The organism is Candidatus Accumulibacter propinquus (genome assembly GCF_056856495.1).
Window position 1 is genome coordinate 1,603,077 of sequence record NZ_JBSEHC010000003.1, and the last position, 21,117, is coordinate 1,624,193.

Sequence of the window (21,117 nt, forward strand, 5' to 3'; positions counted from 1 at the left end):
AGCCACACGCTACGGCGGCCGATCATGAAAATCGCCAAGGCGGCCTTTGGTCCGCCTTGGTTTTTTGCAGAAGCCGGGTGCCAGTCGCCACGGTCGCTGCGCTGAATAATAGGGTGGAAACATGCCAACCATTAACCAATTGGTGCGCAAGCCTCGCGAGGCCGTACGCAGCAAAAGCAAAGTTCCGGCTTTGGGCAATTGCCCCCAGAAGCGCGGAGTTTGCACCCGCGTTTACACCACCACGCCGAAGAAGCCGAACTCAGCGCTGCGAAAGGTGTGCAAGGTGCGCCTGACGAACGGATTCGAGGTCATTTCGTATATTGGCGGTGAAGGTCACAACCTTCAGGAGCACTCCGTGGTTCTGATCCGTGGTGGTCGCGTGAAGGATTTGCCGGGTGTCCGCTACCATACGGTTCGAGGTTCTCTGGATACGCAGGGAGTCAAGAAGCGCAAACAGGGTCGTTCCAAGTACGGTACCAAGCGCCCGAAGGCTGCTTGACCGCTGTTTTAGCGTAAGGGCCGCTCTAGCGGCCGGGAAAGGCGGCGCTTTGGCCGACCTTTCGACTGAATTGTGACTATGAGAGGTTGCCATGCCCCGTCGCCGTGAAGTGCCGAAGCGCGATATCCTGCCGGATCCCAAGTTCGGCAATGTCGAGGTTTCGAAGTTCGTGAACACCATTATGAAATGCGGCAAGAAATCCGTCGCCGAGCGCATCGTCTATGGCGCCTTCGACCAGATCGTGACCAAGACTGGCAAGGACCCGCTGGAGGTTTTCGGTCTGGCTTTGGGTAATATCAAACCCTTGGTCGAAGTGAAAAGCCGTCGCGTCGGCGGTGCCAACTACCAGGTGCCCGTTGAAGTTCGGCCGAGTCGGCGGATGGCGCTGGCCATGCGCTGGCTGCGCGAATCGGCACGCAAGCGGTCCGAGAAGTCGATGGGTCAGCGCCTGGCGGCGGAAATGCTGGAGGCATCTGAAAGCCGTGGCGGTGCGGTCAAGAAACGCGATGAAGTGCACCGTATGGCAGAAGCCAACAAGGCGTTTGCGCACTTCCGGTTCTAGGTACACCAGCAGCGGTCTGGCGCTGGCGATCGCTCTTTATTAGTGAAGGTTTACTACTGTGGCACGCAAAACACCCATTGAGCGTTACCGGAACATTGGTATCAGCGCTCACATTGACGCTGGCAAGACGACGGCGACCGAGCGTATCCTGTTTTATACGGGTATCAACCACAAGATCGGTGAGGTGCATGACGGCGCCGCAACCATGGACTGGATGGCGCAGGAGCAGGAACGCGGCATCACCATTACCTCGGCAGCCACGACCTGTTTCTGGAAGGGCATGCAACTCGATCGCCCCGAGCACCGTATCAACATCATTGATACCCCGGGACACGTTGACTTCACTATTGAGGTCGAGCGCTCGATGCGTGTGCTTGACGGCGCGTGCATGATCTATTGCGCTGTTGGCGGTGTGCAACCGCAGTCCGAGACGGTCTGGCGCCAGGCGACCAAGTACAAGGTGCCGCGTCTTGCCTTCGTGAACAAGATGGATCGTCAGGGCGCCGACTTTTTCAAGGTCGTTGACCAGATGCGAAGCCGCCTGAAGGCCAATCCTGTACCGATCGTGATTCCGATCGGCAAGGAGGACTACTTCGAGGGCGTCGTGGATCTGATCAAGATGAAGGCCATCTATTGGGATGAAGCCTCCCTTGGAATGAAGTTCGACTATCGCGAGATTCCGGGCGAACTGCAGGCCGAAGCCGACGAGTGGCGCAGCAAGATGGTCGAAGCGGCGGCGGAGTCCTCCGAAGAGTTGATGGACCGCTATCTGGAGCAGGGTGAACTCAGCGAGGCCGACGTCATCAGGGGACTTCGCGACCGTACGATCGCCTGTGAGATTCAACCGGCGCTTTGCGGTACTGCGTTCAAGAACAAGGGCGTGCAACGCATGCTCGACGCGGTGATCGACCTGCTGCCGTCACCGGTCGATATTCCCCCGGTCACTGGCGAAGATGAGAACGGGGAGCCTGCGACGCGCGAGGCCTCGGACTCGGCGAAGTTTTCCGCCCTTGCTTTCAAGCTGATGACCGACCCCTATGTCGGCCAGCTGACCTTCATTCGCGTCTATTCCGGTGTCCTCAAGTCGGGTGATACCATCTTCAACCCGACCAAAGGTCGCCGCGAGCGCATCGGGCGTGTGTTGCAGATGCACGCCAACAACCGTGAGGAACTCAAGGAGGTACTTGCGGGGGACATCGCCGCCTGCGTCGGGCTCAAGGAGGTTACCACCGGTGAAACGCTTTGCGATCCGGCGGCGGTCATCACTCTGGAGAGAATGGTCTTTCCGGAACCGGTGATCCACGTGGCTGTCGAGCCGAAGACCAAGCCTGACCAGGAGAAGATGGGCATTGCTCTCGGTCGGTTGGCCCAGGAGGATCCCTCGTTCCGCGTGCGTACCGACGAGGAGTCGGGGCAGACGATCATCTCCGGGATGGGCGAACTGCACCTGGAGATCATTGTTGACCGCCTGAAGCGCGAGTTCGGCGTGGACGCCAACGTCGGCGCACCGCAGGTGGCTTACCGCGAGTGCATCAAGAAGTCGGTAGAACAGGAAGGCAAATTCGTCAAGCAGTCGGGTGGGCGCGGTCAGTACGGTCACGTATGGCTGAAGATCGAACCCAATGAACCCGGCAAGGGTTACGAATTCATCGATGCGATCAAGGGTGGCACCGTGCCGCGCGAATACATTCCCGCGGTGGACAAGGGCTTGCAGGATTCGGTAACCAGTGGAGTGCTTGCGGGCTTCCCGGTGGTCGATATCAAGTTCACCCTGTTTGAGGGCTCGTATCACGATGTTGACTCGAACGAAAACGCCTTTCGCATGGCTGCGGCGATCGCCTTCAAGGAAGGAATGCGACGGGCATCGCCAACCCTGCTTGAGCCGATGATGGCGGTGGAGGTCGAAACCCCCGAGGATTACATGGGCAATGTGATGGGCGACCTCTCCAGTCGCCGCGGCATGATTCAGGGAATGGAAGATCTGCCCGGCAACGTGAAGGCGATCAAGGCCGAGGTGCCGCTGGCGGAAATGTTCGGATATTCGACGACGCTGCGTTCGCTGAGCCAGGGGCGCGCGACCTATTCAATGGAATTCAAGCACTACGCCGAGGCGCCGAAAAACGTCGCCGAGGCAGTCATCAACAAAAAATGACTTTGTTTTGAGGATACGGTAATGGCCAAGGGAAAATTTGAACGGACGAAGCCGCACGTCAATGTAGGAACGATTGGGCACGTGGATCACGGGAAGACCACGCTGACGGCGGCGATCACGACCATTCTGGCGAAAAAGTATGGTGGTGTGGCCAAGGCCTACGACCAGATTGACGCGGCGCCGGAGGAAAAGGCGCGCGGGATCACGATCAACACCGCGCACGTGGAGTACGAGACGGCGAAGCGCCACTACGCACACGTCGATTGCCCGGGTCACGCGGACTACATCAAGAACATGATTACCGGAGCGGCGCAGATGGACGGCGCGATCCTGGTGGTCTCGGCGGCGGACGGACCGATGCCGCAAACCCGCGAGCACATCCTGCTGGCGCGTCAGGTCGGCGTGCCGTACATCGTCGTCTATCTGAACAAGTGCGACATGGTTGACGACGCCGAGTTGCTCGAACTGGTCGACATGGAAGTGCGCGAGCTGCTCTCGAAATACGATTTTCCGGGAGACGACGTGCCGATCATCCAGGGGTCAGCGCTGAAGGCGCTGGAAGGCGACACCGGGGCGATCGGCGAAGGCTCGGTGATGGCCCTGGCGGACGCGCTGGATGCGTACATTCCGACGCCGGTACGGGCAATCGACAAGCCGTTCCTGCTGCCGATCGAGGACGTGTTCTCGATTTCCGGCCGTGGCACGGTGGTCACCGGGCGGGTGGAGCGTGGGGTGGTCAAGGTCGGGGAAGAAGTCGAGATCGTCGGCATCCGCCCGACGGTGAAGACGATCTGCACCGGCGTGGAAATGTTCCGCAAGCTGCTCGACCAGGGTCAGGCGGGAGACAACGTGGGCGTGCTGCTGCGCGGCACCAAGCGCGACGACGTCGAGCGAGGTCAGGTGCTGGCCAAGCCGGGCTCGATCAAGCCGCACACGCACTTCACCGGTGAGGTTTACTGCCTGTCGAAAGAGGAGGGGGGTCGTCATACGCCGTTCTTCAACAACTATCGCCCGCAGTTCTACTTCCGCACGACGGACGTGACCGGCGCCATCGCCATGCCGGAAGGCGTCGAGATGGTCATGCCCGGTGACAATGTGCAGATGACAGTCAAGCTGATTTCACCGATCGCCATGGAGGAAGGGCTGCGCTTCGCGATTCGCGAAGGCGGTCGTACCGTCGGCGCCGGCGTGGTCGCCAAAATCATCGAGTAGTTCGGCAAACTCCGGGTGGGGTTTGCAGCCCCACCGACCGCTCTTTGGAATACAAAATGCATAGCCAGAAAATTCGCATCCGCCTTAAAGCCTTCGACTATCGTCTGATCGATCAGTCCGCACAGGAAATCGTCGAAACCGCCAAGCGTACTGGAGCCGTTGTACGCGGCCCGGTGCCGTTGCCGACCCGCATCGAGCGCTTTGACATTCTTCGCTCGCCGCACGTAGACAAGACCTCGCGTGACCAATTTGAAATCCGCACGCACCTGCGCCTGATGGACATCATCGATCCGACGGACAAGACTGTCGACGCGCTGATGAAACTTGATCTGCCGGCAGGTGTTGACGTCGAAATTAAGTTGCAGTAAGACCGTCCTTGCGGCTATAATCGCCGCCTTTCGCCGGACAGTCCTGAACTTCAACTGTCCGTTCCCTCAGTAAAACTCGCCGGCCAATCGTAGCCGGTTAGAGGAGAATAAGCATGAGTCTAGGCCTTGTTGGGCGCAAGGTCGGCATGACGCGCATATTTACCGACGATGGCGTAAGCGTCCCGGTAACCGTGCTCGATGTGTCGAACAACCGTGTGGCCCAGATCAAAACGCCGCAAAATGACGGTTACTCCGTCGTGCAGGTGACATTCGGCAAACGCCGTCCATCGCGGGTGAACAAGCCGTTGGCCGGGCATCTGGCCAAAGCCGGCGTGGAAGCCGGGCATGTGCTGAAAGAGTTTCCGGTCTCTACCGAGGAACTCGCCAGCTTCAAGCCTGGCGACCAGATCAGTGTGACCATCTTCGCTGTCGGCCAGAAAGTCGACGTGACCGGTCAGACCATTGGCAAGGGTTTCTCCGGAGCGATCAAGCGGCATCACTTCTCGTCCCAGGGCGCGGCGCACGGCAACTCGGTCTCGCACCAGGCGCACGGTTCGACCGGCATGGCGCAAGACCCCGGCCGCGTCTTCCCGGGAAAGAAGATGGCTGGCCACCTTGGGGCAGTCAAACGCACCCAGCAAAACCTCGAAGTGGTTCGTGTCGATGCCGAGCGGCAGTTGCTGTTGCTCAAGGGCGCGGTTCCCGGCTCCAAGGGGTCGGACGTGATTGTGCGTCCAGCAGTCAAGGCGGGGGCATAAATGGAACTCAAGCTGATCAATGAGCAGGGCCAGGAAGCGAGCCGCCTGGCCGCTTCCGACCTTCTGTTCGCGCGCGAATACAACGAAGCCCTGGTACACCAGGTGCTGGTCGCCTACCAGGCGAACGCCCGCAGTGGCGATCGTGCCCAGAAGGACCGCCACGATGTCCGGCACACGACCAAGAAGCCCTGGCGCCAGAAGGGCACCGGGCGGGCGCGGGCGGGCATGTCGTCGTCGCCGATCTGGCGCGGCGGCGGTCGGGTTTTCCCCAACTCGTCCGACGAGAATTTCAGCCACAAACTGAACCGCAAGATGTACCGCGCGGGCATGGCGTCGATTCTCTCGCAACTGGTACGCCAGGATCGCCTCGCAGTGGTGGATAGTCTGACCATCGAGGCGCCGAAGACCAAGTTGTTCGCGGCGAAGATCAAGGGCATGGGCTACGAGTCCGTGCTGGTGATCACCGACGACCTCGACGAGAACGTGTTCCTCGCTTCGCGAAATCTGCCGAACGTTCTGGTGGTCGAAGTCCAGCAGGCCGACCCGGTATCGCTGGTCCGCTTCCAGCATGTGCTGATGACCAAAGCTGCGCTCGCCAAGTTCGAGGAGATCCTGGGATGAATCAAGAACGTCTGATGCAGGTGCTGCTCGCACCGCAGATCTCCGAGAAAGCCACTTTCGTTGCCGACAAGTACGAGCAGGTGATTTTTCGTGTTGCCTCTGATGCCACCAAGCCTGAGGTGAAGGGAGCTGTCGAGCTGTTGTTCAAGGTGTCGGTGGAGTCCGTCCAGATCGCGAACGTCAAGGGCAAACACAAGAAGTTTGGCCGTGCCATGGGTCGCCGCAACAACTGGAAAAAGGCTTACGTCTGTCTGGCGCCGGGCAGCGAGATTAATTTCGTCGATGGAGGTGGCGTCTAATGGCACTCGTCAAAGTCAAACCGACCTCACCGGGTCGCCGTGCTGTTATCCAGGTGGTCAATCACTCCCTGCACAAGGGTGCGCCCGTGGCCGGGCTGCTTGAACCACAATCCAAGCACGCCGGCCGCAACAACAACGGTCACATCACGACACGGCACCAGGGTGGCGGACACAAGCAACACTATCGACTGGTGGATTTCAAACGGAACAAGGACGGTGTCCCGGCCAAAGTGGAGCGCCTGGAATACGACCCGAACCGGACGGCCAACATTGCCCTCCTGTGCTATGCCGACGGCGAGCGCCGCTACATTGTCGCCCCGAAGGGCCTGACGGTTGGCCAACAGGTATCGAGTGGTTCCGAGGCCCCGATCAAGGTCGGAAACACTTTGCCCATTCGGAACATCCCGGTCGGTACGACCATCCACTGTGTCGAGATGGTGCCGGGCAAGGGCGCCCAGTTGGCCAGATCTGCCGGTACTTCGGTGCAGTTGCTGGCGCGCGAGGGAGTTCACGCGCAGTTGCGCTTGCGTTCCGGCGAGATCCGTCGTGTGCACGTCGAGTGCCGAGCGACCATCGGCGAAGTGGGTAACGAAGAGCACAGCCTGCGTTCCATAGGCAAGGCCGGTGGCAACAGGTGGCGCGGTGTTCGTCCGACAGTTCGTGGTGTGGCGATGAACCCGATTGACCACCCGCACGGCGGTGGCGAAGGCAAGACCGCATCGGGGATGCACCCGGTCAGTCCTTGGGGTACCAAGACGAAAGGTTATCGCACTCGTCGCAACAAGCGCACGACTTCGATGATCGTGCAGCGCCGTCAAAAACGCTAAGGGATAGAGAACCATGGGACGTTCCGTAAAAAAGGGCCCGTTTGCCGATGCCCATCTGATCAAAAAAGTGGGCGTGGTGCGCGCGACGGGCGACAAGCGACCGATCAAGACGTGGTCGCGTCGGTCAACCGTGCTGCCGGATTTCGTTGGTCTGACCATCGCCGTTCATAACGGCAAACAACACGTTCCGGTGTACATCACCGAGAACATGGTCGGGCACAAGCTGGGCGAGTTCTCGCTGACCCGTACCTTCAAGGGCCACACCTCTGGCAAGAAGGCCAAGAAGTAAAGGAATGAATATGGAAACTCGTGCGGTTCTGCGCGGCGTGCGGCTGTCAAGCCAGAAGGGTCGGTTGGTAGCCGACCAAATCCGCGGTTTGCCTGTGGACAAGGCGCTCAACATTCTGGCATTCAGTCCGAAGAAGGGTGCTGCAATCATCAAGAAGGTGCTTGAGTCGGCAATTGCCAACGCCGAACACAACGATGGTGCCGACATTGACGAACTGAAGGTGAAGACGATCTGCGTCGAAAAGGGCATGGTGCTCAAACGCTTCACGGCGCGGGCAAAGGGACGCGGCAACCGGATCGTCAAGCCGACCTGTCACGTTTTTCTGACCGTCGGCAACTGAGGAACAAGAATGGGACAAAAGATTCATCCTGCTGGTTTTCGTCTGGCTGTCACGCGTGACTGGTCGTCGCGGTGGTATGCCAACAGCAAAGATTTCGCTGGTATGCTCAATGAAGATGTGCGCGTTCGCGAATACCTGCGGAAAAAACTGAAGCACGCATCGGTTGGGCGCATCGTCATCGAGCGTCCCGCCAAGAATGCGCGGGTCACGGTTTTTTCGGCACGCCCCGGAGTGGTGATCGGCAAGAAGGGCGAGGAGATCGATCACTTGCGGGTGGCGCTGCAGAAGATCATGGGCGTGCCGGTGCATGTCAGTATCGAGGAAATCCGCAAGCCGGAACTCGATGCCCAACTGATTGCCGACTCGATCACACAGCAACTCGAAAAGCGCATCATGTTCCGTCGGGCGATGAAGCGCGCGATGCAGAACGCCATGCGTCTGGGTGCTCAAGGGATCAAGATCATGAGCTCGGGCCGTCTCAACGGTGCGGAAATTGCGCGTCGTGAATGGTACCGGGAGGGACGCGTGCCGCTGCATACCCTGCGTGCGGATATTGACTATGCGACCTCCGAAGCCTTGACGACCTATGGACTGATTGGCGTGAAGGTCTGGGTTTTCAAGGGCGAAATTCTCAATCGGCAGGAACAGGCGGTTGCCCCCGAGGCGGCACCTGAGGATCAGCGTCGCCCACGTCGTCCTGCACGCCCTGGTGAAGGTGGTGACCGGCAGCGGCCGGTGCGGGGCAGGTCGGATGGCCCGGAAGAGATAGTTGCGAAGGTTGAGGGTGTTCCAGAAGTCAAGGCACCCGTAAAACGAGTGAGAAAGGCAGGAACAACAGATGCTGCAGCCAGCTAGAAGAAAGTACCGTAAGGAGCAGAAGGGCCGTAACACGGGCCTTGCGTTGCGGGGCGCCAAGGTCAGCTTTGGTGAATTCGGGCTGAAGTCGATTGGGCGTGGGCGCTTGACGGCTCGTCAGATCGAGGCCGCGCGGCGTGCTATGACCCGCCACATCAAGCGTGGTGGCCGTATCTGGATCCGTATCTTTCCCGACAAGCCGATTTCGAAAAAACCGGCCGAAGTCCGTATGGGTAGCGGCAAGGGCAATCCGGAATACTACGTCGCCGAAATCAAGCCGGGCAAGGTTCTCTACGAGATGGATGGGGTAAATGAAGCCCTGGCGCGCGAAGCCTTTGCGCTGGCGGCTGCCAAGTTGCCGATCCCGACGGTTTTCGTTACGCGTATGGTGGGTTGATCATGAAAGTTAATGAACTCAGGGCAAAGACCGTTGAGGAACTGAACAAGGAGTTGCTGGATCTGCTGAAAGCCCAGTTTGGCCTGCGGATGCAGATTGCTACCCAGCAGTTGTCCAATAACAGTCAGATTGGCAAAGTGCGTCGGCAAATCGCACGCGTACGCACGCTTCTTCGTGAAAAGGCGGTTCAACAATGAGCGAGACCACCAGCAACAAGCGCACCCTGGTCGGGCGAGTCGCCAGCGACCGCATGAATAAGACGGTCACCGTGATTGTCGAGCGGCGCGTCAAGCACGCGATGTACAACAAGATTATCGTCCGCTCCAGCAAGTATCACGCGCACAACGACAATGACGAAGCCAAGGTTGGCGATGTGGTCGAAATCGAAGAATGTCGGCCGGTTTCGAAAACCAAGTCCTGGATCGTGACCAAGCTCTTGCAGCGCGCGGTGACCATTTAGCGCTTGCGTTTCACCCCAAACTGGCTATAATGCCGAGTTTTCCCGCGCTCGACGGTAAATCAGTGTTGAGCGTTTCTCCCCTAGCGGGTTCCAAGACTGACCGCCACCGCGGGCCAAGTTGGAGTTACAGATGATTCAAGTTCAAACGACTCTCGACGTCGCCGACAACACCGGCGCACGCTCGGTAATGTGCATCAAGGTGTTGGGTGGCTCCAAGCGCCGCTACGCAGGTGTCGGCGACATCATCAAGGTGACCATCAAGGATGCCGCTCCGCGTGGGCGAGTGAAGAAGGGTGACGTGTATAGCGCGGTGGTGGTGCGTACGGCCAAGGGCGTACGTCGCGCAGACGGGTCGCTGGTCCGCTTCGACCACAACGCGGCCGTACTCCTGAACAACAAGATGGAGCCGATTGGAACGCGTATCTTTGGGCCGGTTACACGCGAGTTGCGCGGCGACCGTTTCATGAAGATTGTGTCCCTGGCGCCGGAAGTGCTCTAAGGAAGGTCATGGAAAAGATTCGTAAGGGCGACGACGTGGTCGTCATCGCCGGAAAAGACAAGGGCAAGCGCGGGACCATACTGCGCCGCTGTGATGCCGAGCATGTGCTGGTTGAAGGCGTCAATCGCGTCAAGAAGCATGTCAAGCCGAACCCGGTCAAGGGCGTCGTCGGCGGCATTGTGGAGAAGGAAATGCCGCTGCATGTTTCCAATGTTTCGCTCTATAACCCCGCGACAAAAAAAGCTGATCGCGTCGGTTTCAAAACGCTTGGGGACGGTACGAAGGTCCGTTTTTTCAAGTCCAACGGCGAAGTGTTGGGAGTTTAAGGAGCAGTCATGGCGCGTTTGCTGGAATTCTACAATACGACGGTAGTGCCCGAACTGACCCAGAAGTTTGGGTACAAGTCGCGGATGGAAGTGCCTCGGATTACCAAGGTCACCCTCAACATGGGGGTGGGCGAGGCGGTGGCGGACAAGAAGGTGCTGGAAAACGCGATCGGCGATCTGGTCAAGATCGCCGGCCAGAAGCCGGTCAGTACCAAGGCCCGCAAATCGATAGCGGGCTTCAAGATTCGCACCGGTTACCCGATTGGGTGCATGGTGACCCTGCGTGGTCCGCGCATGTTCGAGTTCATTGATCGTCTGGTCACTGTGGCGCTGCCCCGCGTCCGCGATTTCCGCGGTATCTCCGGGAAGGGTTTCGACGGCCGAGGTAACTACAACATGGGTCTCAAGGAGCAGATCATCTTTCCGGAGATTGAATACGACCGGATCGACGCTCTGCGGGGCATGAACATCAGTGTTACCACCACTGCCAAGACCGACGAAGAGGCGCGTGCCTTGCTTGGCGCGTTTAAATTTCCCTTCAGGAACTGAGACGAAATGGCGAAACTCGCAGTGATCAACCGCGGTGAAAAGCGGCGCAAGACAGTTGAAAAATATGCCAAGAAGCGTGCTGAGCTGATGGCCATCGTCGCTGACCAGAGCCGGTCCGTCGAAGAGCGCTATGAGGCACGCCTGAAAGTGCAGGCGCTGCCGCGCAATGCCAGTCCGGTAAGGCTGCGCAACCGCTGCGCTCTGACGGGTCGTCCGCGCGGCGTTTACCGGAAGTTCGGCTTGGGTCGCGGCAAGCTGCGCGAGTTCGTCATGCAAGGCGAAGTCCCGGGAATGATCAAGGCTAGCTGGTAGGCAGGAGAGAACAGAATGAGTATGAGCGATCCGATCAGCGACATGCTGACCCGCATCCGAAATGCCCAGATGGCAAGCAAGGCCTCCGTCGCCATGCCGTCTTCGAAGGTCAAGATTGCCATCGCCCAGGTGCTGAAGGACGAGGGATATGTGGAGGACTTCTCCGTCAGTCCGAACGAAGGCAAGCCGATTCTTGAGATTGGCCTGAAGTATTACGCGGGCCGCCCCGTCATCGAGCGTATCGACCGCGTGTCGCGCCCAGGCCTACGTATCTATCGGGGCGCAGGCGATATTCCGCAGGTCATGAATGGCCTTGGGGTGGCGATCGTGTCGACTCCGAAGGGCGTCATGACAGACCGCAAGGCCCGCGCTAGCCATGTCGGCGGCGAAGTCCTGTGCTTCGTCGCATAAGGGGGAGCTATGTCCCGCGTTGCTAAGAAACCAATTGTTGTCCCGCAGGGTGTCACCGTCGATCTTTCGGCAGGGCACATTTCCGTGAAAGGTCCGCTCGGTGTGCTCGACTTTGCTGTGCATTCGGCAGTGAGCGTCGAACAGGAAGGCGATAGCCTGCTGTGCAAGCCGGTTGCGGGTGTGGCCCAGGCCGATGCGCTTTCCGGGACCGTCAGGGCGGTTGTCTCGAATATGGTTACCGGTGTCAGCAAAGGTTTTGAGCGCAAGCTGAGTCTGGTGGGTGTGGGTTACCGCGCGCAGGCGCAGGGCGATACGCTCAACCTGACCCTCGGGTTCTCGCACCCTGTGGCGTACAAGCTGCCCAGCGGCATCACTGCTGCGACGCCGACGCAGACCGAGATCGTGATCAAGGGAGTTGACCGGCAGCTGGTTGGCCAGGTGGCGGCTGAAGTCCGTGCATATCGCAAGCCGGAGCCCTACAAGGGCAAGGGCGTGCGCTATGTCGACGAAGTCGTCGCGATCAAGGAAACGAAGAAGAAAAAGTAAGGGTGCCGAGATGATTGACAAGAAACAGGCGCGTTTGCGCAGAGCCCGCAAAACCCGGGCCAAGATTGCCGAACTGAAAACCGTGCGCTTGTCGGTGCACCGCAGCAACTGTCACATCTATGCACAGGTGATTTCCGCGTGTGGATCGAAGGTGCTGGCTGCGGCCTCATCGCTGGAGCCGGAAGTTCGCAAGATGCTTCCCAACGGTGGTGACATCGCTGCGGCCAAGACGATTGGCGTGCTGATTGCGGAACGTGCCAGGAGTGCCGGCATCGAGCAGGTGGCGTTCGACCGCGCCGGCTTCCGCTACCACGGACGGATCAAGGCGCTGGCGGATGCGGCGCGTGAGGCCGGTCTCAAGTTCTGATCGCAGCGCAAAGATTTGGAGTAAGCCATGGCGAAGCCACAAAGTAGAAAACCGCAGCAGTCCGAGAAGCCCGACGACGGCATGCGCGAAAAGATGATTTCGATCAACCGCGTCACCAAGGTGGTGAAGGGCGGTCGGATCCTGGGATTTGCCGCGCTGACGGTCGTCGGTGACGGCGACGGGCGTGTCGGCATGGGCAAGGGCAAATCGCGCGAGGTACCAGTCGCGGTGCAGAAGGCCATGGAAGAGGCCCGCCGCAATCTGATCAAGGTGAGCCTGAAGAACGGCACCCTGCAGCATACGGTCGTCGGTCATCACGGTGCTTCGCGAGTGATGATGCAGCCGGCACCCGAAGGTACCGGAATCATCGCCGGCGGCGCCATGCGCGCTGTCTTCGACGTCATCGGGATGGCCAACGTGGTCGCCAAGGCGCACGGTTCGACCAACCCCTACAACATTGTCCGGGCAACGATCAACGGTTTGCGGTCGATGACCACGCCGGCCGAAGTCGCCGCCAAGCGGGGCAAGTCCGTAGCCGAGATACTGGGGTAAACAATGACCGACAAGAAAGTAAAAGTCACGCTGGTCAGAAGTCTGATCGGCACCAAGGAGTCGCATCGCGCGACGGTGCGCGGCCTGGGTTTGCGGCGCATGCACAGCAGTTCGCTCCTCGAAGACACCCCGGCGGTACGCGGGATGATCAATAAGGTGTCGTACCTCTTGAAGTGTGAGGGCTGAGATGGAACTGAATAGCGTCAAGGGTGCCGCTGGCGCCCGACCGGATCGGAAGCGCGTAGGTCGCGGCATCGGATCGGGTCTTGGCAAGACCTGTGGACGTGGCCACAAGGGACAGAAGTCGCGTGCCGGCGGCTTCCACAAGGTTGGCTTCGAAGGCGGTCAAATGCCGCTGCAACGCCGCCTGCCGAAGCGCGGTTTCAAGTCGATGACCCGAGAGCGCAACTTCGAGGTACGCCTGTCCGAAATCGCGCGCCTGCCGGTCGATGAGATCGACCTGGCGACGCTGATGCAGGCCAACCTGGTGTCGCAGCATGCGCTGTCGGCGAAGGTGGTGCTTTCGGGCGAGATCAATCGCAAGGTTACGCTCAAGGGTATTGGGGCGACGGCCGGTGCACGAGCAGCCATCGAAGCCGCCGGTGGCAGCGTTTCGGCATAACGAGCAGGCAAAGGTGATCTTTTTTGGTAACTAGTTCGAGCCCGGTCAGCAAAGGTGGAAAGTTCGGCGATCTGAAGCGCCGGCTGTGGTTCCTGCTCGGTGCGCTGGTGGTCTATCGCATCGGCTCGCACATCCCGGTTCCGGGGATCGACGCGCAGGTGTTGAGCGAGTTGTTCAACAAGCAGCAGGGCGGCATCCTGGGCATGTTCAACATGTTCTCGGGTGGGGCGCTTTCGCGCTTCACGATTTTCGCGCTCGGGATCATGCCGTACATTTCGGCGTCGATCATCATGCAACTGATGACCCACGCCAGCCCCCAACTGGAGGCCCTGAAGAAGGAGGGGGAGGCCGGACGACGCAAGATCACCCAGTACACCCGCTACGGCACGGTGTTCCTGGCGCTTTTCCAGGGGATCGGCATCGCCGTCGCGGTGGAGTCGCAGCCAGGACTGGTACTCGATCCCGGCTTGATGTTCCGTTTCGTCACGGTGATCACACTGCTCACCGGGACGATGTTCCTGATGTGGCTTGGTGAGCAGGTGACCGAGCGCGGGCTTGGCAACGGGATTTCGATCATTATTTTTGCGGGTATTGCCGCCGGCTTGCCGAATGCCATCGGCGGTCTGCTGGAGCTGGTTCGGACCGGGGCGATGCACCCCCTGACGGCGATCGTGATCAGCCTGCTGGTGGTGCTGGTGACTGCCTTCGTGGTGTTTGTCGAGCGCGGCCAGAGGAAGATTCTGGTGAACTATGCCAAGCGCCAGGTCGGCAACAAGATATACGGTGGGCAGAGTTCGCACCTGCCCTTGAAACTGAACATGGCCGGGGTCATTCCGCCGATTTTCGCTTCGTCGATCATTCTTTTCCCGGCGACGATCGCTGGCTGGTTTGGTGCGGGCGAGTCGATGCGCTGGTTGAAGGACATCGCCGGTGCCCTGTCTCCGGGGCAACCGATCTATGTCATGTTGTACGCTGCGGCGATCATCTTTTTCTGCTTCTTCTATACCGCGCTGGTGTTCAATTCCAGGGAAACCGCCGACAACCTGAAACGCAGCGGCGCGTTCGTCCCGGGAATCCGGCCGGGGGACCAGACGGCACGTTATATCGACAAGATCCTGATGCGCCTGACCCTGGTCGGCGCCGGGTATATCACCATCGTTTGTCTGCTGCCGGAGTTCCTGATCCTCAAGTGGAACGTGCCCTTTTACTTTGGCGGCACTTCACTGCTGATCATTGTGGTGGTGACGATGGATTTCATGACCCAGGTACAGGCGTATGCCATGTCGCACCAGTATGAGAGCCTGTTGAAAAAGGCTAACTTCAAAGGCTCCGGTTTACCGGTGAAATAGGATGGCAAAGGAAGATTTGATTGAAATGCAGGGCGAGGTCATCGAAAACCTCCCCAACGCCACCTTCCGGGTCAAACTGGAAAACGGCCACATCGTCCTGGGTTTCATATCCGGCAAGATGCGGATGCACTACATCCGGATCCTGCCGGGCGACAAGGTGACAGTGCAGCTTACGCCCTACGATCTGAGTCGCGCGCGAATCGTCTTCCGCGCCAAGTGAAGAATCTCTACGCAACAACCCGGCGAAAGGCTGGCTGCGCCTCGTGCCGGGGAAACAGGAGTGAATCATGAAAGTGCTGGCCTCTGTGAAACGCATTTGCCGGAAGTGCAAGATTATTCGGCGCCACGGCATCGTGCGCGTGATCTGTACGGATCGGCGTCACAAACAGCGTCAAGGTTGATCGCTGCGACCCACAACTGTGGATCGTCAGTCGGTTGAAGGTATAACTGTAAGTTTCGATTATTTTGGGGTGAATCGATGGCCCGCATCGCAGGCGTAAACCTCCCGAACCACCAGCATGCCGAGATCGCGCTTACCGCCATCTACGGTATCGGACGTCCGCGCGCACAGAAAATCTGTGATGCTGCCGGGGTTCAACGTTCAACAAAAATGAAGGACCTCACCGAGGCCGAACTGGAGCGCCTGCGCGATCAGATCGGCAAGTTCAGCGTCGAGGGCGATCTGCGTCGCGAAGTCACGATGAGCATCAAGCGATTGATGGATCTCGGCTGCTATCGAGGGCTTCGGCACCGCAAGGGCCTGCCGTCGCGTGGTCAGCGGACGCGGACCAACGCCCGTACTCGCAAGGGTCCGCGGAAGCCGATCGCCGGCAAGAAATGATTAGGAACTAGGACCTGACTATGGCCAAGACCGCTACAAAAGTTCGCAAGAAAGTCAAGATCAGAAAGAACGTGGCCGAGGGTGTCGCACACATCCACGCCTCGTTCAACAATACGATCATCACCATTACCGATCGCCAGGGGAATGCGCTGTCGTGGGCAACCTCGGGCGGCGCCGGCTTCAAGGGCTCGCGCAAGAGCACGCCGTTTGCCGCGCAGGTCGCCGCAGAAGCCGCCGGCAGGGTGGCCGTCGAGTGCGGCGTCAAGAATCTCGAAGTGCGCATCAAGGGTCCAGGACCCGGACGTGAATCCTCGGTGCGCGCGCTCAATGCGCTCGGCATGAAGATCACGGCGATTACCGATGTGACGCCGATCCCGCACAATGGCTGCCGTCCGCCCAAAAGGCGTCGGATTTAAGGAGAAGGAAAAGTGGCTCGCAATCTCGATCCGAAGTGCCGTCAGTGCCGCCGTGAAGGCGAAAAGTTGTTCCTCAAGGGCGAAAAGTGCTTTACCGACAAGTGCGCGATCGAACGTCGCTCGTACGCACCCGGTCAGCATGGCCAGAAGTCCGGGCAGCGCTTGTCCGACTATGGCGTTCACCTGCGGGAGAAGCAGAAGATCCGGCGGATCTATGGCGTTCTCGAAGGCCAGTTCCGCAAGGTGTACAAGGAAGCCGACCGGCGCAAGGGCGTGACCGGCGAAGTGCTGCTGCAGTTGCTGGAAGCGCGCCTCGACAGCGTCTGTTACCGCATGGGCTTCGCCGCTTCGCGCTCGGAGTCGCGTCAGGTCGTTCGCCACAATGGCGTGCTGGTCAACGGTCGCCGGGTGAACATCCCGTCGTATCAGGTCCGTCCGGGTGACGTCGTCGAAGTCTGCGACAAGGCAAAGGTCCACCTGCGTATCAAGGCCGCGCTTGCCGCCGCGGAAGCTCGGGGTTTTCCGGAGTGGGTCGAGGTGGATGCAAAGGCTGCGAAGGGCACTTACAAAGCGCACCCGGAACGTAGCGAACTGCCGCCGACGATCAACGAGAGTCTTGTCATCGAACTCTACTCGAAGTAGTCGTAGCGACGAGGCTTGACGGCATCAGGCAAAGGACAGTACATGCAAAGCAGTGGACTATTTAAACCGCGCATCATCGATGTGCAGAGCTTGTCGCCGGTGCACGCCCGGGTGGTCATGGAGCCGTTCGAACGCGGCTTCGGGCACACCCTCGGCAACGCGTTGCGACGGATTCTGCTCTCGTCGATGCCGGGTTATGCACCGACCGAGGTCAGCATCGAAGGCGTGCTGCATGAATATTCGACGATCGATGGCGTCCAGGAGGATGTCGTCGACATCCTCCTGAATCTCAAAGGGGTGGTTTTCAAACTGCACAACCGCGATGAGGTCGTCCTGCAGCTCCGCAAGGAAGGCAAGGGCGTCGTTCGGGCCGCGGATATCGAGGTTTCGCATGACGTCGAGATCATCAACCCCGAGCATGTGATCGCGCAGCTTTCCGCCGGCGGCAAGCTGGCGATGGAGCTGAAGGTCGAGAAGTCGCGTGGCTACGTGGCTGGCAACCTGCGTCAGCTGAGTGACGGCAGCAAGAATATCGGCAAGCTGGTCCTCGACGCCTCGTTCAGCCCAGTGCGGCGGGTCAGTTATGCGGTCGAGAGCGCGCGTGTCGAACAGCGAACCGATCTCGACAAGCTGATCATGGACATCGAGACCAACGGTGCGATCGAGCCTGAAGAGGCGATCCGCACCGCCGCCCGGATTCTGATGGAACAGCTTTCGGTGTTCGCCGATCTCGCCGGCACGGCCATGCCGGTCGAATACCAGAAGACGGTGCAGGTCGACCCGCTGCTGCTGCGTCCGGTGGACGACCTGGAATTGACGGTCCGCTCGGCGAACTGCCTGAAAGCGGAGAACATCTACTACATCGGTGACCTGATCCAGCGCACCGAGAACGAGTTGCTCAAGACCCCCAATCTGGGTCGCAAGTCGCTGAATGAAATCAAGGAAGTGCTGGCCGCGCGCGGCCTCACACTGGGCATGAAGCTCGAGAACTGGCCACCCGCCGGACTCGACAAGTGAGCCGCCGGACAAGAACAGGAAGGAATTGATATGCGTCACCGTTTGGGTCTTCGCAAACTGAATCGTACCAGCGCCCATCGCTCGGCGATGTTGCGCAACATTACCGTCTCGCTGTTGCGCGAGGAGTTGATCAAGACGACGCTGCCGAAGGCGAAGGAACTTCGTCGCGTCATCGAGCCGATCATCACCCTCGGCAAGAAGCCGAGCCTGGCCAACCGTCGCCTCGCCTTCGACCGCCTGCGCGACCGCGACATGGTGGTCAAGGTCTTCGACGAACTCGGACCGCGTTACGCGACCCGTAATGGCGGCTACCTGCGGATTCTGAAGTGTGGTTTCCGCGACGGAGACAATGCGCCGATGGCGTATGTCGAATTGCTCGACCGTCCGGAAGCCGCGACGGAGTCTGCCGACAAGTAGACGGCACGCATCGCCGATCCGCAAAGCCAGGCCTAGCCTGGCTTTTTTGTGCCTGATCGCAAGGCGGGTGGCGGGTAATGGCGTCTACGCCGGCGTATGATGTAGATGAAACGTTCGATCCGAACGGCGACGGACAGAAACTTCGGAAAAGGTCCCGCAGTTTGATATCAATTCAAAATGACCATGAAAAGCAAATCCAGCAAGCCTTCCACGCTAAGCGCATCGACGCCTGGCGTCGCTGTCCGGTCATCGCGCAAGCGGCATGTCGCGGTCAGTTTGGCCCTGCTTGCGCTGGCTGTCGCGATTGTGCTCCTTGCCATGCCGGACAAGCCAAAATCCGCGTCAGCGCCGACCTCGCTGACGCCCGTTGCTGCCGCAGAAGCAGCTATTACGGCCCAACCAGCGACCTACGTCGGCGCCGCGGTTTGTAAATCGTGTCACGAACCTGAATTCAAGGCCTGGTCCGGCTCCCATCATGATCTGGCGATGCAGATCGCCGGCGACTCGACCGTGCTCGGCAACTTTGCTGACGCCAGGTTCAGGATGAATGGCATTGAATCGTCATTCTTCAAGCGCGACGGCAAGTTCATGGTACGTACCAACGGTCCCGACGGCAAGCTGACCGACTACGAAATCAGCCACACCTTCGGTGTCTATCCGCTGCAGCAGTACCTGATCCCTTTCCCTGGCGGCCGTTATCAGGTACTGCCGATCGCCTGGGATTCACGAACGGAGAGCGAGGGCGGGCAACGCTGGTTCCACCTCTATCCGAAACAGCAAGCCGACGCGAAAGACCCGTTGCACTGGACCGGCATCTATCACAACTGGGCGCTGCAGTGCGCCGAGTGCCATTCGACCAATCTGCGTAAGGGTTATGACCCAGTTAGCGATGGCTACAAAACCACCTACAGCGAAATCAACGTTGCCTGTGAAGCCTGCCATGGCCAGGGTTCGAACCATGTGACCTGGGCCGCCAGCGCCAAGGCGCCGTACGAGGCCCGGAGCGACAAGGGCCTGCCCCCATTAAAGTCGCGCTGGCACGAGGCCTGGACCTTCCCTGGCACTGATTCAAAATTTGCCGTGCGTGACACCCCGGCCGACCCGGCGGCAATGAACACCTGCGCCGCCTGTCACGCTCGCCGCTCGGATCTGAGTGAAGAGCGCAAGGCCGGCGCGCCGCTGGAAGACACCCATCGCCTGGCCTTGCCCATTTCGCCCGCTTATCACATCGATGGTCAGCAGCGCGAGGAGGACTATGTGTGGGCGTCATTCCTGCAAAGCAAGATGCATCAGTCCGGCGTCACCTGCATGGACTGCCACGAACCGCACTCGCAGAAACTGCGGGCCGAAGGCAATGCCCTGTGCACACGCTGCCACAATGCCGCCGAGTTCGATGCGCCCAAACACCACATGCACCGGCTCGGTGGCCAAGGCGCGCAATGCATTACCTGCCACATGCCGACGCAGAATTACATGCTCATCCACGCACGTCAGGACCACAGCATACGCGTACCGCGCCCAGACCTGACGCTGACGCTGGGTAGTCCCAATGCCTGCATTCAGTGTCACGCCGACAAAGCGCCGCAATGGGCGGCGAGCGCCATGGACCACTGGTACGGCAAGACCTGGCGAGATCGTCCACAGTTCGGTGTGACGCTGAACAAGGCGCAGACGCAGGGAATCAAAGCGCTTCCCGAGTTGCTCGAACTGGCCAACAACACGGCGCAACCCGGGATCGTCCGGGCCACCGCCCTGACGCTAGCCCGCCCTTATGCCACGGCCGGCACCCTGCAGAGCGCCCGCGCGCTGCTCAAGGACAGCGACCCGCAGGTGCGCATTGCCGCGCTCGGCATGATCGAGCCGGCGGACAGAATCAACCGGGTGCTGAGTGTCGCGCCCCTGCTCACGGATTCAATTCGTGGCGTGCGCGTCGAAGCCGCCCGCATCCTTGCCGATATCCCCGATAGTCAGATTCCCGAGAGCCAACGTGCGGCGCGCGCCGCCGCCCTGAAGGAGTACGAGGACTCGCTGGCGCTGGAAGCCGACTGGCCTTCGGGTAGTGTCAACCTAGGCAATTTGCGCATGCGCCAGGGCCGCAGCGGCGAGGCCATTGCCGCTTTCGAGCGGGCCGTTGCGCGTGACCCGGGTCTGACCGGCGCCTATGTCAATCTGGCCGATGCGTTGCGCCAGCAGGGGCGGGAAGCGGACGCCGAGAAGGTTTTGCGCCAGGGATTGGCCAATCTGCCGAACGATGGCGATCTGCATCATTCGCTGGGCTTGGCCCTGACGCGCAAGAAAGACAGCGCGGCTGCACTCAAAGAGTTTGTCGAAGCGGCCCGGCTGGCGCCGTTGAATCCGCGCTACGCCTATGTCCAGGCCATTGCCGTGCATTCAGCCGGCAAACGTGATGAAGCCCTGATCATCCTGCGCAGCGCCAACAAGCGCTTCCCTGCCAATCTGGACATTCTCGGTGCGCTTATCTCGATCAACCGCGAGGCAGGCGACAAGGGCAGTGCTCTGCGTTACGCCAGACAAATCGACGAGTTGATGCCGGATAACGCCAGCGTGAAACGCCTGATCGAGGAACTCGAAGCGCGCTGATCGACGGTTCG

General features: G+C 59.9%; 34 protein-coding genes. All 34 read left to right on the forward strand.

Going from position 1 to position 21,117, the window contains the following annotated elements; translation table 11 throughout:
• The first annotated feature begins 121 nt into the window (after positions 1-121).
• The 34 genes from rpsL to AC15MQ_RS13315 all read left to right on the forward strand — a co-directional run bounded on the left by rpsL (position 122) and on the right by AC15MQ_RS13315 (position 21,106).
• Complete coding sequence (rpsL, locus tag AC15MQ_RS13150; protein ID WP_287652050.1) at positions 122-499, forward strand: 30S ribosomal protein S12; 378 nt, start codon at positions 122-124, stop codon at positions 497-499.
• Between the two features lie 91 nt (positions 500-590).
• Complete coding sequence (gene rpsG, locus AC15MQ_RS13155) at positions 591-1,061, forward strand: 30S ribosomal protein S7 (protein WP_287652049.1); 471 nt, start codon at positions 591-593, stop codon at positions 1,059-1,061.
• 58 nt (positions 1,062-1,119) lie between these two features.
• Positions 1,120-3,213 carry an elongation factor G gene (gene fusA / locus AC15MQ_RS13160; protein WP_287652048.1) on the forward strand — a complete coding sequence of 698 codons (2,094 nt, stop codon included), beginning with the start codon at positions 1,120-1,122 and terminating at the stop codon, positions 3,211-3,213.
• A gap of 21 nt (positions 3,214-3,234) precedes the next feature.
• On the forward strand, positions 3,235-4,425 hold the full coding sequence (gene tuf / locus AC15MQ_RS13165) for an elongation factor Tu (RefSeq protein WP_287670485.1): 1,191 nt from the start codon (positions 3,235-3,237) through the stop codon (positions 4,423-4,425).
• Between the two features lie 56 nt (positions 4,426-4,481).
• Positions 4,482-4,793: a 30S ribosomal protein S10 gene (gene rpsJ, locus AC15MQ_RS13170; protein ID WP_287652046.1), complete on the forward strand. Its 312-nt coding sequence runs from the start codon at positions 4,482-4,484 to the stop codon at positions 4,791-4,793.
• Positions 4,794-4,906: 113 nt separating this feature from the next.
• Positions 4,907-5,551: a 50S ribosomal protein L3 gene (gene rplC, locus AC15MQ_RS13175; RefSeq protein WP_287652045.1), complete on the forward strand. Its 645-nt coding sequence runs from the start codon at positions 4,907-4,909 to the stop codon at positions 5,549-5,551.
• The gene (rplD, locus tag AC15MQ_RS13180) at positions 5,552-6,172 is read left to right on the forward strand and encodes a 50S ribosomal protein L4 (protein WP_287652044.1); all 621 of its coding nucleotides are present in this window, start codon (positions 5,552-5,554) and stop codon (positions 6,170-6,172) included. It begins immediately after the preceding gene.
• The gene (gene rplW, locus AC15MQ_RS13185) at positions 6,169-6,471 is read left to right on the forward strand and encodes a 50S ribosomal protein L23 (protein WP_287652043.1); all 303 of its coding nucleotides are present in this window, start codon (positions 6,169-6,171) and stop codon (positions 6,469-6,471) included. The genes rplD and rplW overlap by 4 nt, the downstream gene beginning before the upstream one ends.
• The gene (rplB, locus tag AC15MQ_RS13190) at positions 6,471-7,298 is read left to right on the forward strand and encodes a 50S ribosomal protein L2 (RefSeq protein WP_287652042.1); all 828 of its coding nucleotides are present in this window, start codon (positions 6,471-6,473) and stop codon (positions 7,296-7,298) included. The genes rplW and rplB overlap by 1 nt, the downstream gene beginning before the upstream one ends.
• A 13-nt stretch (positions 7,299-7,311) precedes the next feature.
• A complete protein-coding gene (gene rpsS / locus AC15MQ_RS13195; protein ID WP_287652041.1) occupies positions 7,312-7,587 on the forward strand; it encodes a 30S ribosomal protein S19 in 276 nt (91 codons plus the stop codon).
• 10 nt (positions 7,588-7,597) lie between these two features.
• A complete protein-coding gene (rplV, locus tag AC15MQ_RS13200; protein WP_287652153.1) occupies positions 7,598-7,927 on the forward strand; it encodes a 50S ribosomal protein L22 in 330 nt (109 codons plus the stop codon).
• Between the two features lie 9 nt (positions 7,928-7,936).
• Positions 7,937-8,782, forward strand: a complete 846-nt coding sequence (gene rpsC / locus AC15MQ_RS13205; RefSeq protein ID WP_287652040.1) for a 30S ribosomal protein S3 — start codon at positions 7,937-7,939, stop codon at positions 8,780-8,782.
• Positions 8,766-9,179: a 50S ribosomal protein L16 gene (rplP, locus tag AC15MQ_RS13210; RefSeq protein WP_287652039.1), complete on the forward strand. Its 414-nt coding sequence runs from the start codon at positions 8,766-8,768 to the stop codon at positions 9,177-9,179. Before rpsC ends, rplP begins: the two co-directional genes overlap by 17 nt.
• 2 nt (positions 9,180-9,181) lie before the next feature.
• Positions 9,182-9,376: a 50S ribosomal protein L29 gene (gene rpmC, locus AC15MQ_RS13215; RefSeq protein WP_287652038.1), complete on the forward strand. Its 195-nt coding sequence runs from the start codon at positions 9,182-9,184 to the stop codon at positions 9,374-9,376.
• Positions 9,373-9,639 (forward strand): 30S ribosomal protein S17, encoded by a 267-nt coding sequence (gene rpsQ / locus AC15MQ_RS13220; protein ID WP_287652037.1) that lies wholly within the window; start codon positions 9,373-9,375, stop codon positions 9,637-9,639. Before rpmC ends, rpsQ begins: the two co-directional genes overlap by 4 nt.
• Before the next feature lie 130 nt (positions 9,640-9,769).
• Positions 9,770-10,138: a 50S ribosomal protein L14 gene (gene rplN / locus AC15MQ_RS13225; RefSeq protein WP_287652036.1), complete on the forward strand. Its 369-nt coding sequence runs from the start codon at positions 9,770-9,772 to the stop codon at positions 10,136-10,138.
• Between the two features lie 8 nt (positions 10,139-10,146).
• Positions 10,147-10,464 carry a 50S ribosomal protein L24 gene (gene rplX, locus AC15MQ_RS13230; RefSeq protein ID WP_287652035.1) on the forward strand — a complete coding sequence of 106 codons (318 nt, stop codon included), beginning with the start codon at positions 10,147-10,149 and terminating at the stop codon, positions 10,462-10,464.
• Positions 10,465-10,473: 9 nt separating this feature from the next.
• Positions 10,474-11,013 (forward strand): 50S ribosomal protein L5, encoded by a 540-nt coding sequence (rplE, locus tag AC15MQ_RS13235; protein ID WP_287652034.1) that lies wholly within the window; start codon positions 10,474-10,476, stop codon positions 11,011-11,013.
• A gap of 6 nt (positions 11,014-11,019) precedes the next feature.
• Complete coding sequence (rpsN, locus tag AC15MQ_RS13240) at positions 11,020-11,325, forward strand: 30S ribosomal protein S14 (protein WP_287652033.1); 306 nt, start codon at positions 11,020-11,022, stop codon at positions 11,323-11,325.
• A 15-nt stretch (positions 11,326-11,340) separates the two neighbouring features.
• A complete protein-coding gene (rpsH, locus tag AC15MQ_RS13245) occupies positions 11,341-11,736 on the forward strand; it encodes a 30S ribosomal protein S8 (protein ID WP_287652032.1) in 396 nt (131 codons plus the stop codon).
• A 9-nt stretch (positions 11,737-11,745) separates the two neighbouring features.
• A complete protein-coding gene (rplF, locus tag AC15MQ_RS13250; protein WP_287652031.1) occupies positions 11,746-12,282 on the forward strand; it encodes a 50S ribosomal protein L6 in 537 nt (178 codons plus the stop codon).
• Positions 12,283-12,295: 13 nt separating this feature from the next.
• Positions 12,296-12,649, forward strand: coding sequence for a 50S ribosomal protein L18 (gene rplR, locus AC15MQ_RS13255; protein WP_287652152.1), 354 nt, complete (start codon positions 12,296-12,298; stop codon positions 12,647-12,649).
• A 27-nt stretch (positions 12,650-12,676) separates the two neighbouring features.
• The gene (rpsE, locus tag AC15MQ_RS13260) at positions 12,677-13,201 is read left to right on the forward strand and encodes a 30S ribosomal protein S5 (RefSeq protein ID WP_287652030.1); all 525 of its coding nucleotides are present in this window, start codon (positions 12,677-12,679) and stop codon (positions 13,199-13,201) included.
• Between the two features lie 3 nt (positions 13,202-13,204).
• Positions 13,205-13,387 (forward strand): 50S ribosomal protein L30, encoded by a 183-nt coding sequence (gene rpmD, locus AC15MQ_RS13265; protein ID WP_287652029.1) that lies wholly within the window; start codon positions 13,205-13,207, stop codon positions 13,385-13,387.
• Position 13,388: 1 nt separating this feature from the next.
• The gene (rplO, locus tag AC15MQ_RS13270; protein WP_287652028.1) at positions 13,389-13,823 is read left to right on the forward strand and encodes a 50S ribosomal protein L15; all 435 of its coding nucleotides are present in this window, start codon (positions 13,389-13,391) and stop codon (positions 13,821-13,823) included.
• A gap of 23 nt (positions 13,824-13,846) precedes the next feature.
• Positions 13,847-15,172 (forward strand): preprotein translocase subunit SecY, encoded by a 1,326-nt coding sequence (secY, locus tag AC15MQ_RS13275; RefSeq protein ID WP_287670155.1) that lies wholly within the window; start codon positions 13,847-13,849, stop codon positions 15,170-15,172.
• 1 nt (position 15,173) lies between these two features.
• Positions 15,174-15,392 (forward strand): translation initiation factor IF-1, encoded by a 219-nt coding sequence (infA, locus tag AC15MQ_RS13280; protein WP_287635448.1) that lies wholly within the window; start codon positions 15,174-15,176, stop codon positions 15,390-15,392.
• 67 nt (positions 15,393-15,459) lie between these two features.
• Entirely contained in the window at positions 15,460-15,573 is a 114-nt protein-coding gene (gene rpmJ, locus AC15MQ_RS13285; RefSeq protein ID WP_034923764.1) for a 50S ribosomal protein L36, read from the forward strand.
• 77 nt (positions 15,574-15,650) lie between these two features.
• Positions 15,651-16,013 carry a 30S ribosomal protein S13 gene (gene rpsM / locus AC15MQ_RS13290; protein ID WP_287652026.1) on the forward strand — a complete coding sequence of 121 codons (363 nt, stop codon included), beginning with the start codon at positions 15,651-15,653 and terminating at the stop codon, positions 16,011-16,013.
• 20 nt (positions 16,014-16,033) lie between these two features.
• Positions 16,034-16,429, forward strand: coding sequence for a 30S ribosomal protein S11 (gene rpsK, locus AC15MQ_RS13295; protein WP_034938510.1), 396 nt, complete (start codon positions 16,034-16,036; stop codon positions 16,427-16,429).
• A 12-nt stretch (positions 16,430-16,441) separates the two neighbouring features.
• On the forward strand, positions 16,442-17,071 hold the full coding sequence (gene rpsD / locus AC15MQ_RS13300; RefSeq protein WP_287652025.1) for a 30S ribosomal protein S4: 630 nt from the start codon (positions 16,442-16,444) through the stop codon (positions 17,069-17,071).
• A 42-nt stretch (positions 17,072-17,113) separates the two neighbouring features.
• Positions 17,114-18,088, forward strand: a complete 975-nt coding sequence (locus tag AC15MQ_RS13305) for a DNA-directed RNA polymerase subunit alpha (RefSeq protein ID WP_287652024.1) — start codon at positions 17,114-17,116, stop codon at positions 18,086-18,088.
• Between the two features lie 30 nt (positions 18,089-18,118).
• On the forward strand, positions 18,119-18,505 hold the full coding sequence (rplQ, locus tag AC15MQ_RS13310) for a 50S ribosomal protein L17 (RefSeq protein ID WP_332336765.1): 387 nt from the start codon (positions 18,119-18,121) through the stop codon (positions 18,503-18,505).
• Between the two features lie 183 nt (positions 18,506-18,688).
• Positions 18,689-21,106, forward strand: coding sequence for a tetratricopeptide repeat protein (locus tag AC15MQ_RS13315; protein WP_483080352.1), 2,418 nt, complete (start codon positions 18,689-18,691; stop codon positions 21,104-21,106).
• Positions 21,107-21,117: the final 11 nt, after the last annotated feature.

Coding starts and splice junctions, on each gene's coding strand:
- rplE (WP_287652034.1), top strand. CDS start 10,474: ATGGCGCGTTTGCTGGAATTCTACAATACGACGGTAGTGCCCGAACTG.
- rplD (WP_287652044.1), top strand. CDS start 5,552: ATGGAACTCAAGCTGATCAATGAGCAGGGCCAGGAAGCGAGCCGCCTG.
- rpsN (WP_287652033.1), top strand. CDS start 11,020: ATGGCGAAACTCGCAGTGATCAACCGCGGTGAAAAGCGGCGCAAGACA.
- rplB (WP_287652042.1), top strand. CDS start 6,471: ATGGCACTCGTCAAAGTCAAACCGACCTCACCGGGTCGCCGTGCTGTT.
- rplX (WP_287652035.1), top strand. CDS start 10,147: ATGGAAAAGATTCGTAAGGGCGACGACGTGGTCGTCATCGCCGGAAAA.
- rplV (WP_287652153.1), top strand. CDS start 7,598: ATGGAAACTCGTGCGGTTCTGCGCGGCGTGCGGCTGTCAAGCCAGAAG.
- AC15MQ_RS13315 (WP_483080352.1), top strand. CDS start 18,689: ATGAAAAGCAAATCCAGCAAGCCTTCCACGCTAAGCGCATCGACGCCT.
- rpsL (WP_287652050.1), top strand. CDS start 122: ATGCCAACCATTAACCAATTGGTGCGCAAGCCTCGCGAGGCCGTACGC.
- rpmC (WP_287652038.1), top strand. CDS start 9,182: ATGAAAGTTAATGAACTCAGGGCAAAGACCGTTGAGGAACTGAACAAG.
- rpsJ (WP_287652046.1), top strand. CDS start 4,482: ATGCATAGCCAGAAAATTCGCATCCGCCTTAAAGCCTTCGACTATCGT.
- rpsE (WP_287652030.1), top strand. CDS start 12,677: ATGGCGAAGCCACAAAGTAGAAAACCGCAGCAGTCCGAGAAGCCCGAC.
- rplP (WP_287652039.1), top strand. CDS start 8,766: ATGCTGCAGCCAGCTAGAAGAAAGTACCGTAAGGAGCAGAAGGGCCGT.
- rplW (WP_287652043.1), top strand. CDS start 6,169: ATGAATCAAGAACGTCTGATGCAGGTGCTGCTCGCACCGCAGATCTCC.
- rpsM (WP_287652026.1), top strand. CDS start 15,651: ATGGCCCGCATCGCAGGCGTAAACCTCCCGAACCACCAGCATGCCGAG.
- rplF (WP_287652031.1), top strand. CDS start 11,746: ATGTCCCGCGTTGCTAAGAAACCAATTGTTGTCCCGCAGGGTGTCACC.
- rplC (WP_287652045.1), top strand. CDS start 4,907: ATGAGTCTAGGCCTTGTTGGGCGCAAGGTCGGCATGACGCGCATATTT.
- rpsC (WP_287652040.1), top strand. CDS start 7,937: ATGGGACAAAAGATTCATCCTGCTGGTTTTCGTCTGGCTGTCACGCGT.
- rpsS (WP_287652041.1), top strand. CDS start 7,312: ATGGGACGTTCCGTAAAAAAGGGCCCGTTTGCCGATGCCCATCTGATC.
- rpsG (WP_287652049.1), top strand. CDS start 591: ATGCCCCGTCGCCGTGAAGTGCCGAAGCGCGATATCCTGCCGGATCCC.
- rplO (WP_287652028.1), top strand. CDS start 13,389: ATGGAACTGAATAGCGTCAAGGGTGCCGCTGGCGCCCGACCGGATCGG.
- rplQ (WP_332336765.1), top strand. CDS start 18,119: ATGCGTCACCGTTTGGGTCTTCGCAAACTGAATCGTACCAGCGCCCAT.
- infA (WP_287635448.1), top strand. CDS start 15,174: ATGGCAAAGGAAGATTTGATTGAAATGCAGGGCGAGGTCATCGAAAAC.
- rpmJ (WP_034923764.1), top strand. CDS start 15,460: ATGAAAGTGCTGGCCTCTGTGAAACGCATTTGCCGGAAGTGCAAGATT.
- AC15MQ_RS13305 (WP_287652024.1), top strand. CDS start 17,114: ATGCAAAGCAGTGGACTATTTAAACCGCGCATCATCGATGTGCAGAGC.
- rpmD (WP_287652029.1), top strand. CDS start 13,205: ATGACCGACAAGAAAGTAAAAGTCACGCTGGTCAGAAGTCTGATCGGC.
- rpsQ (WP_287652037.1), top strand. CDS start 9,373: ATGAGCGAGACCACCAGCAACAAGCGCACCCTGGTCGGGCGAGTCGCC.
- tuf (WP_287670485.1), top strand. CDS start 3,235: ATGGCCAAGGGAAAATTTGAACGGACGAAGCCGCACGTCAATGTAGGA.
- rpsH (WP_287652032.1), top strand. CDS start 11,341: ATGAGTATGAGCGATCCGATCAGCGACATGCTGACCCGCATCCGAAAT.
- rpsK (WP_034938510.1), top strand. CDS start 16,034: ATGGCCAAGACCGCTACAAAAGTTCGCAAGAAAGTCAAGATCAGAAAG.
- rplN (WP_287652036.1), top strand. CDS start 9,770: ATGATTCAAGTTCAAACGACTCTCGACGTCGCCGACAACACCGGCGCA.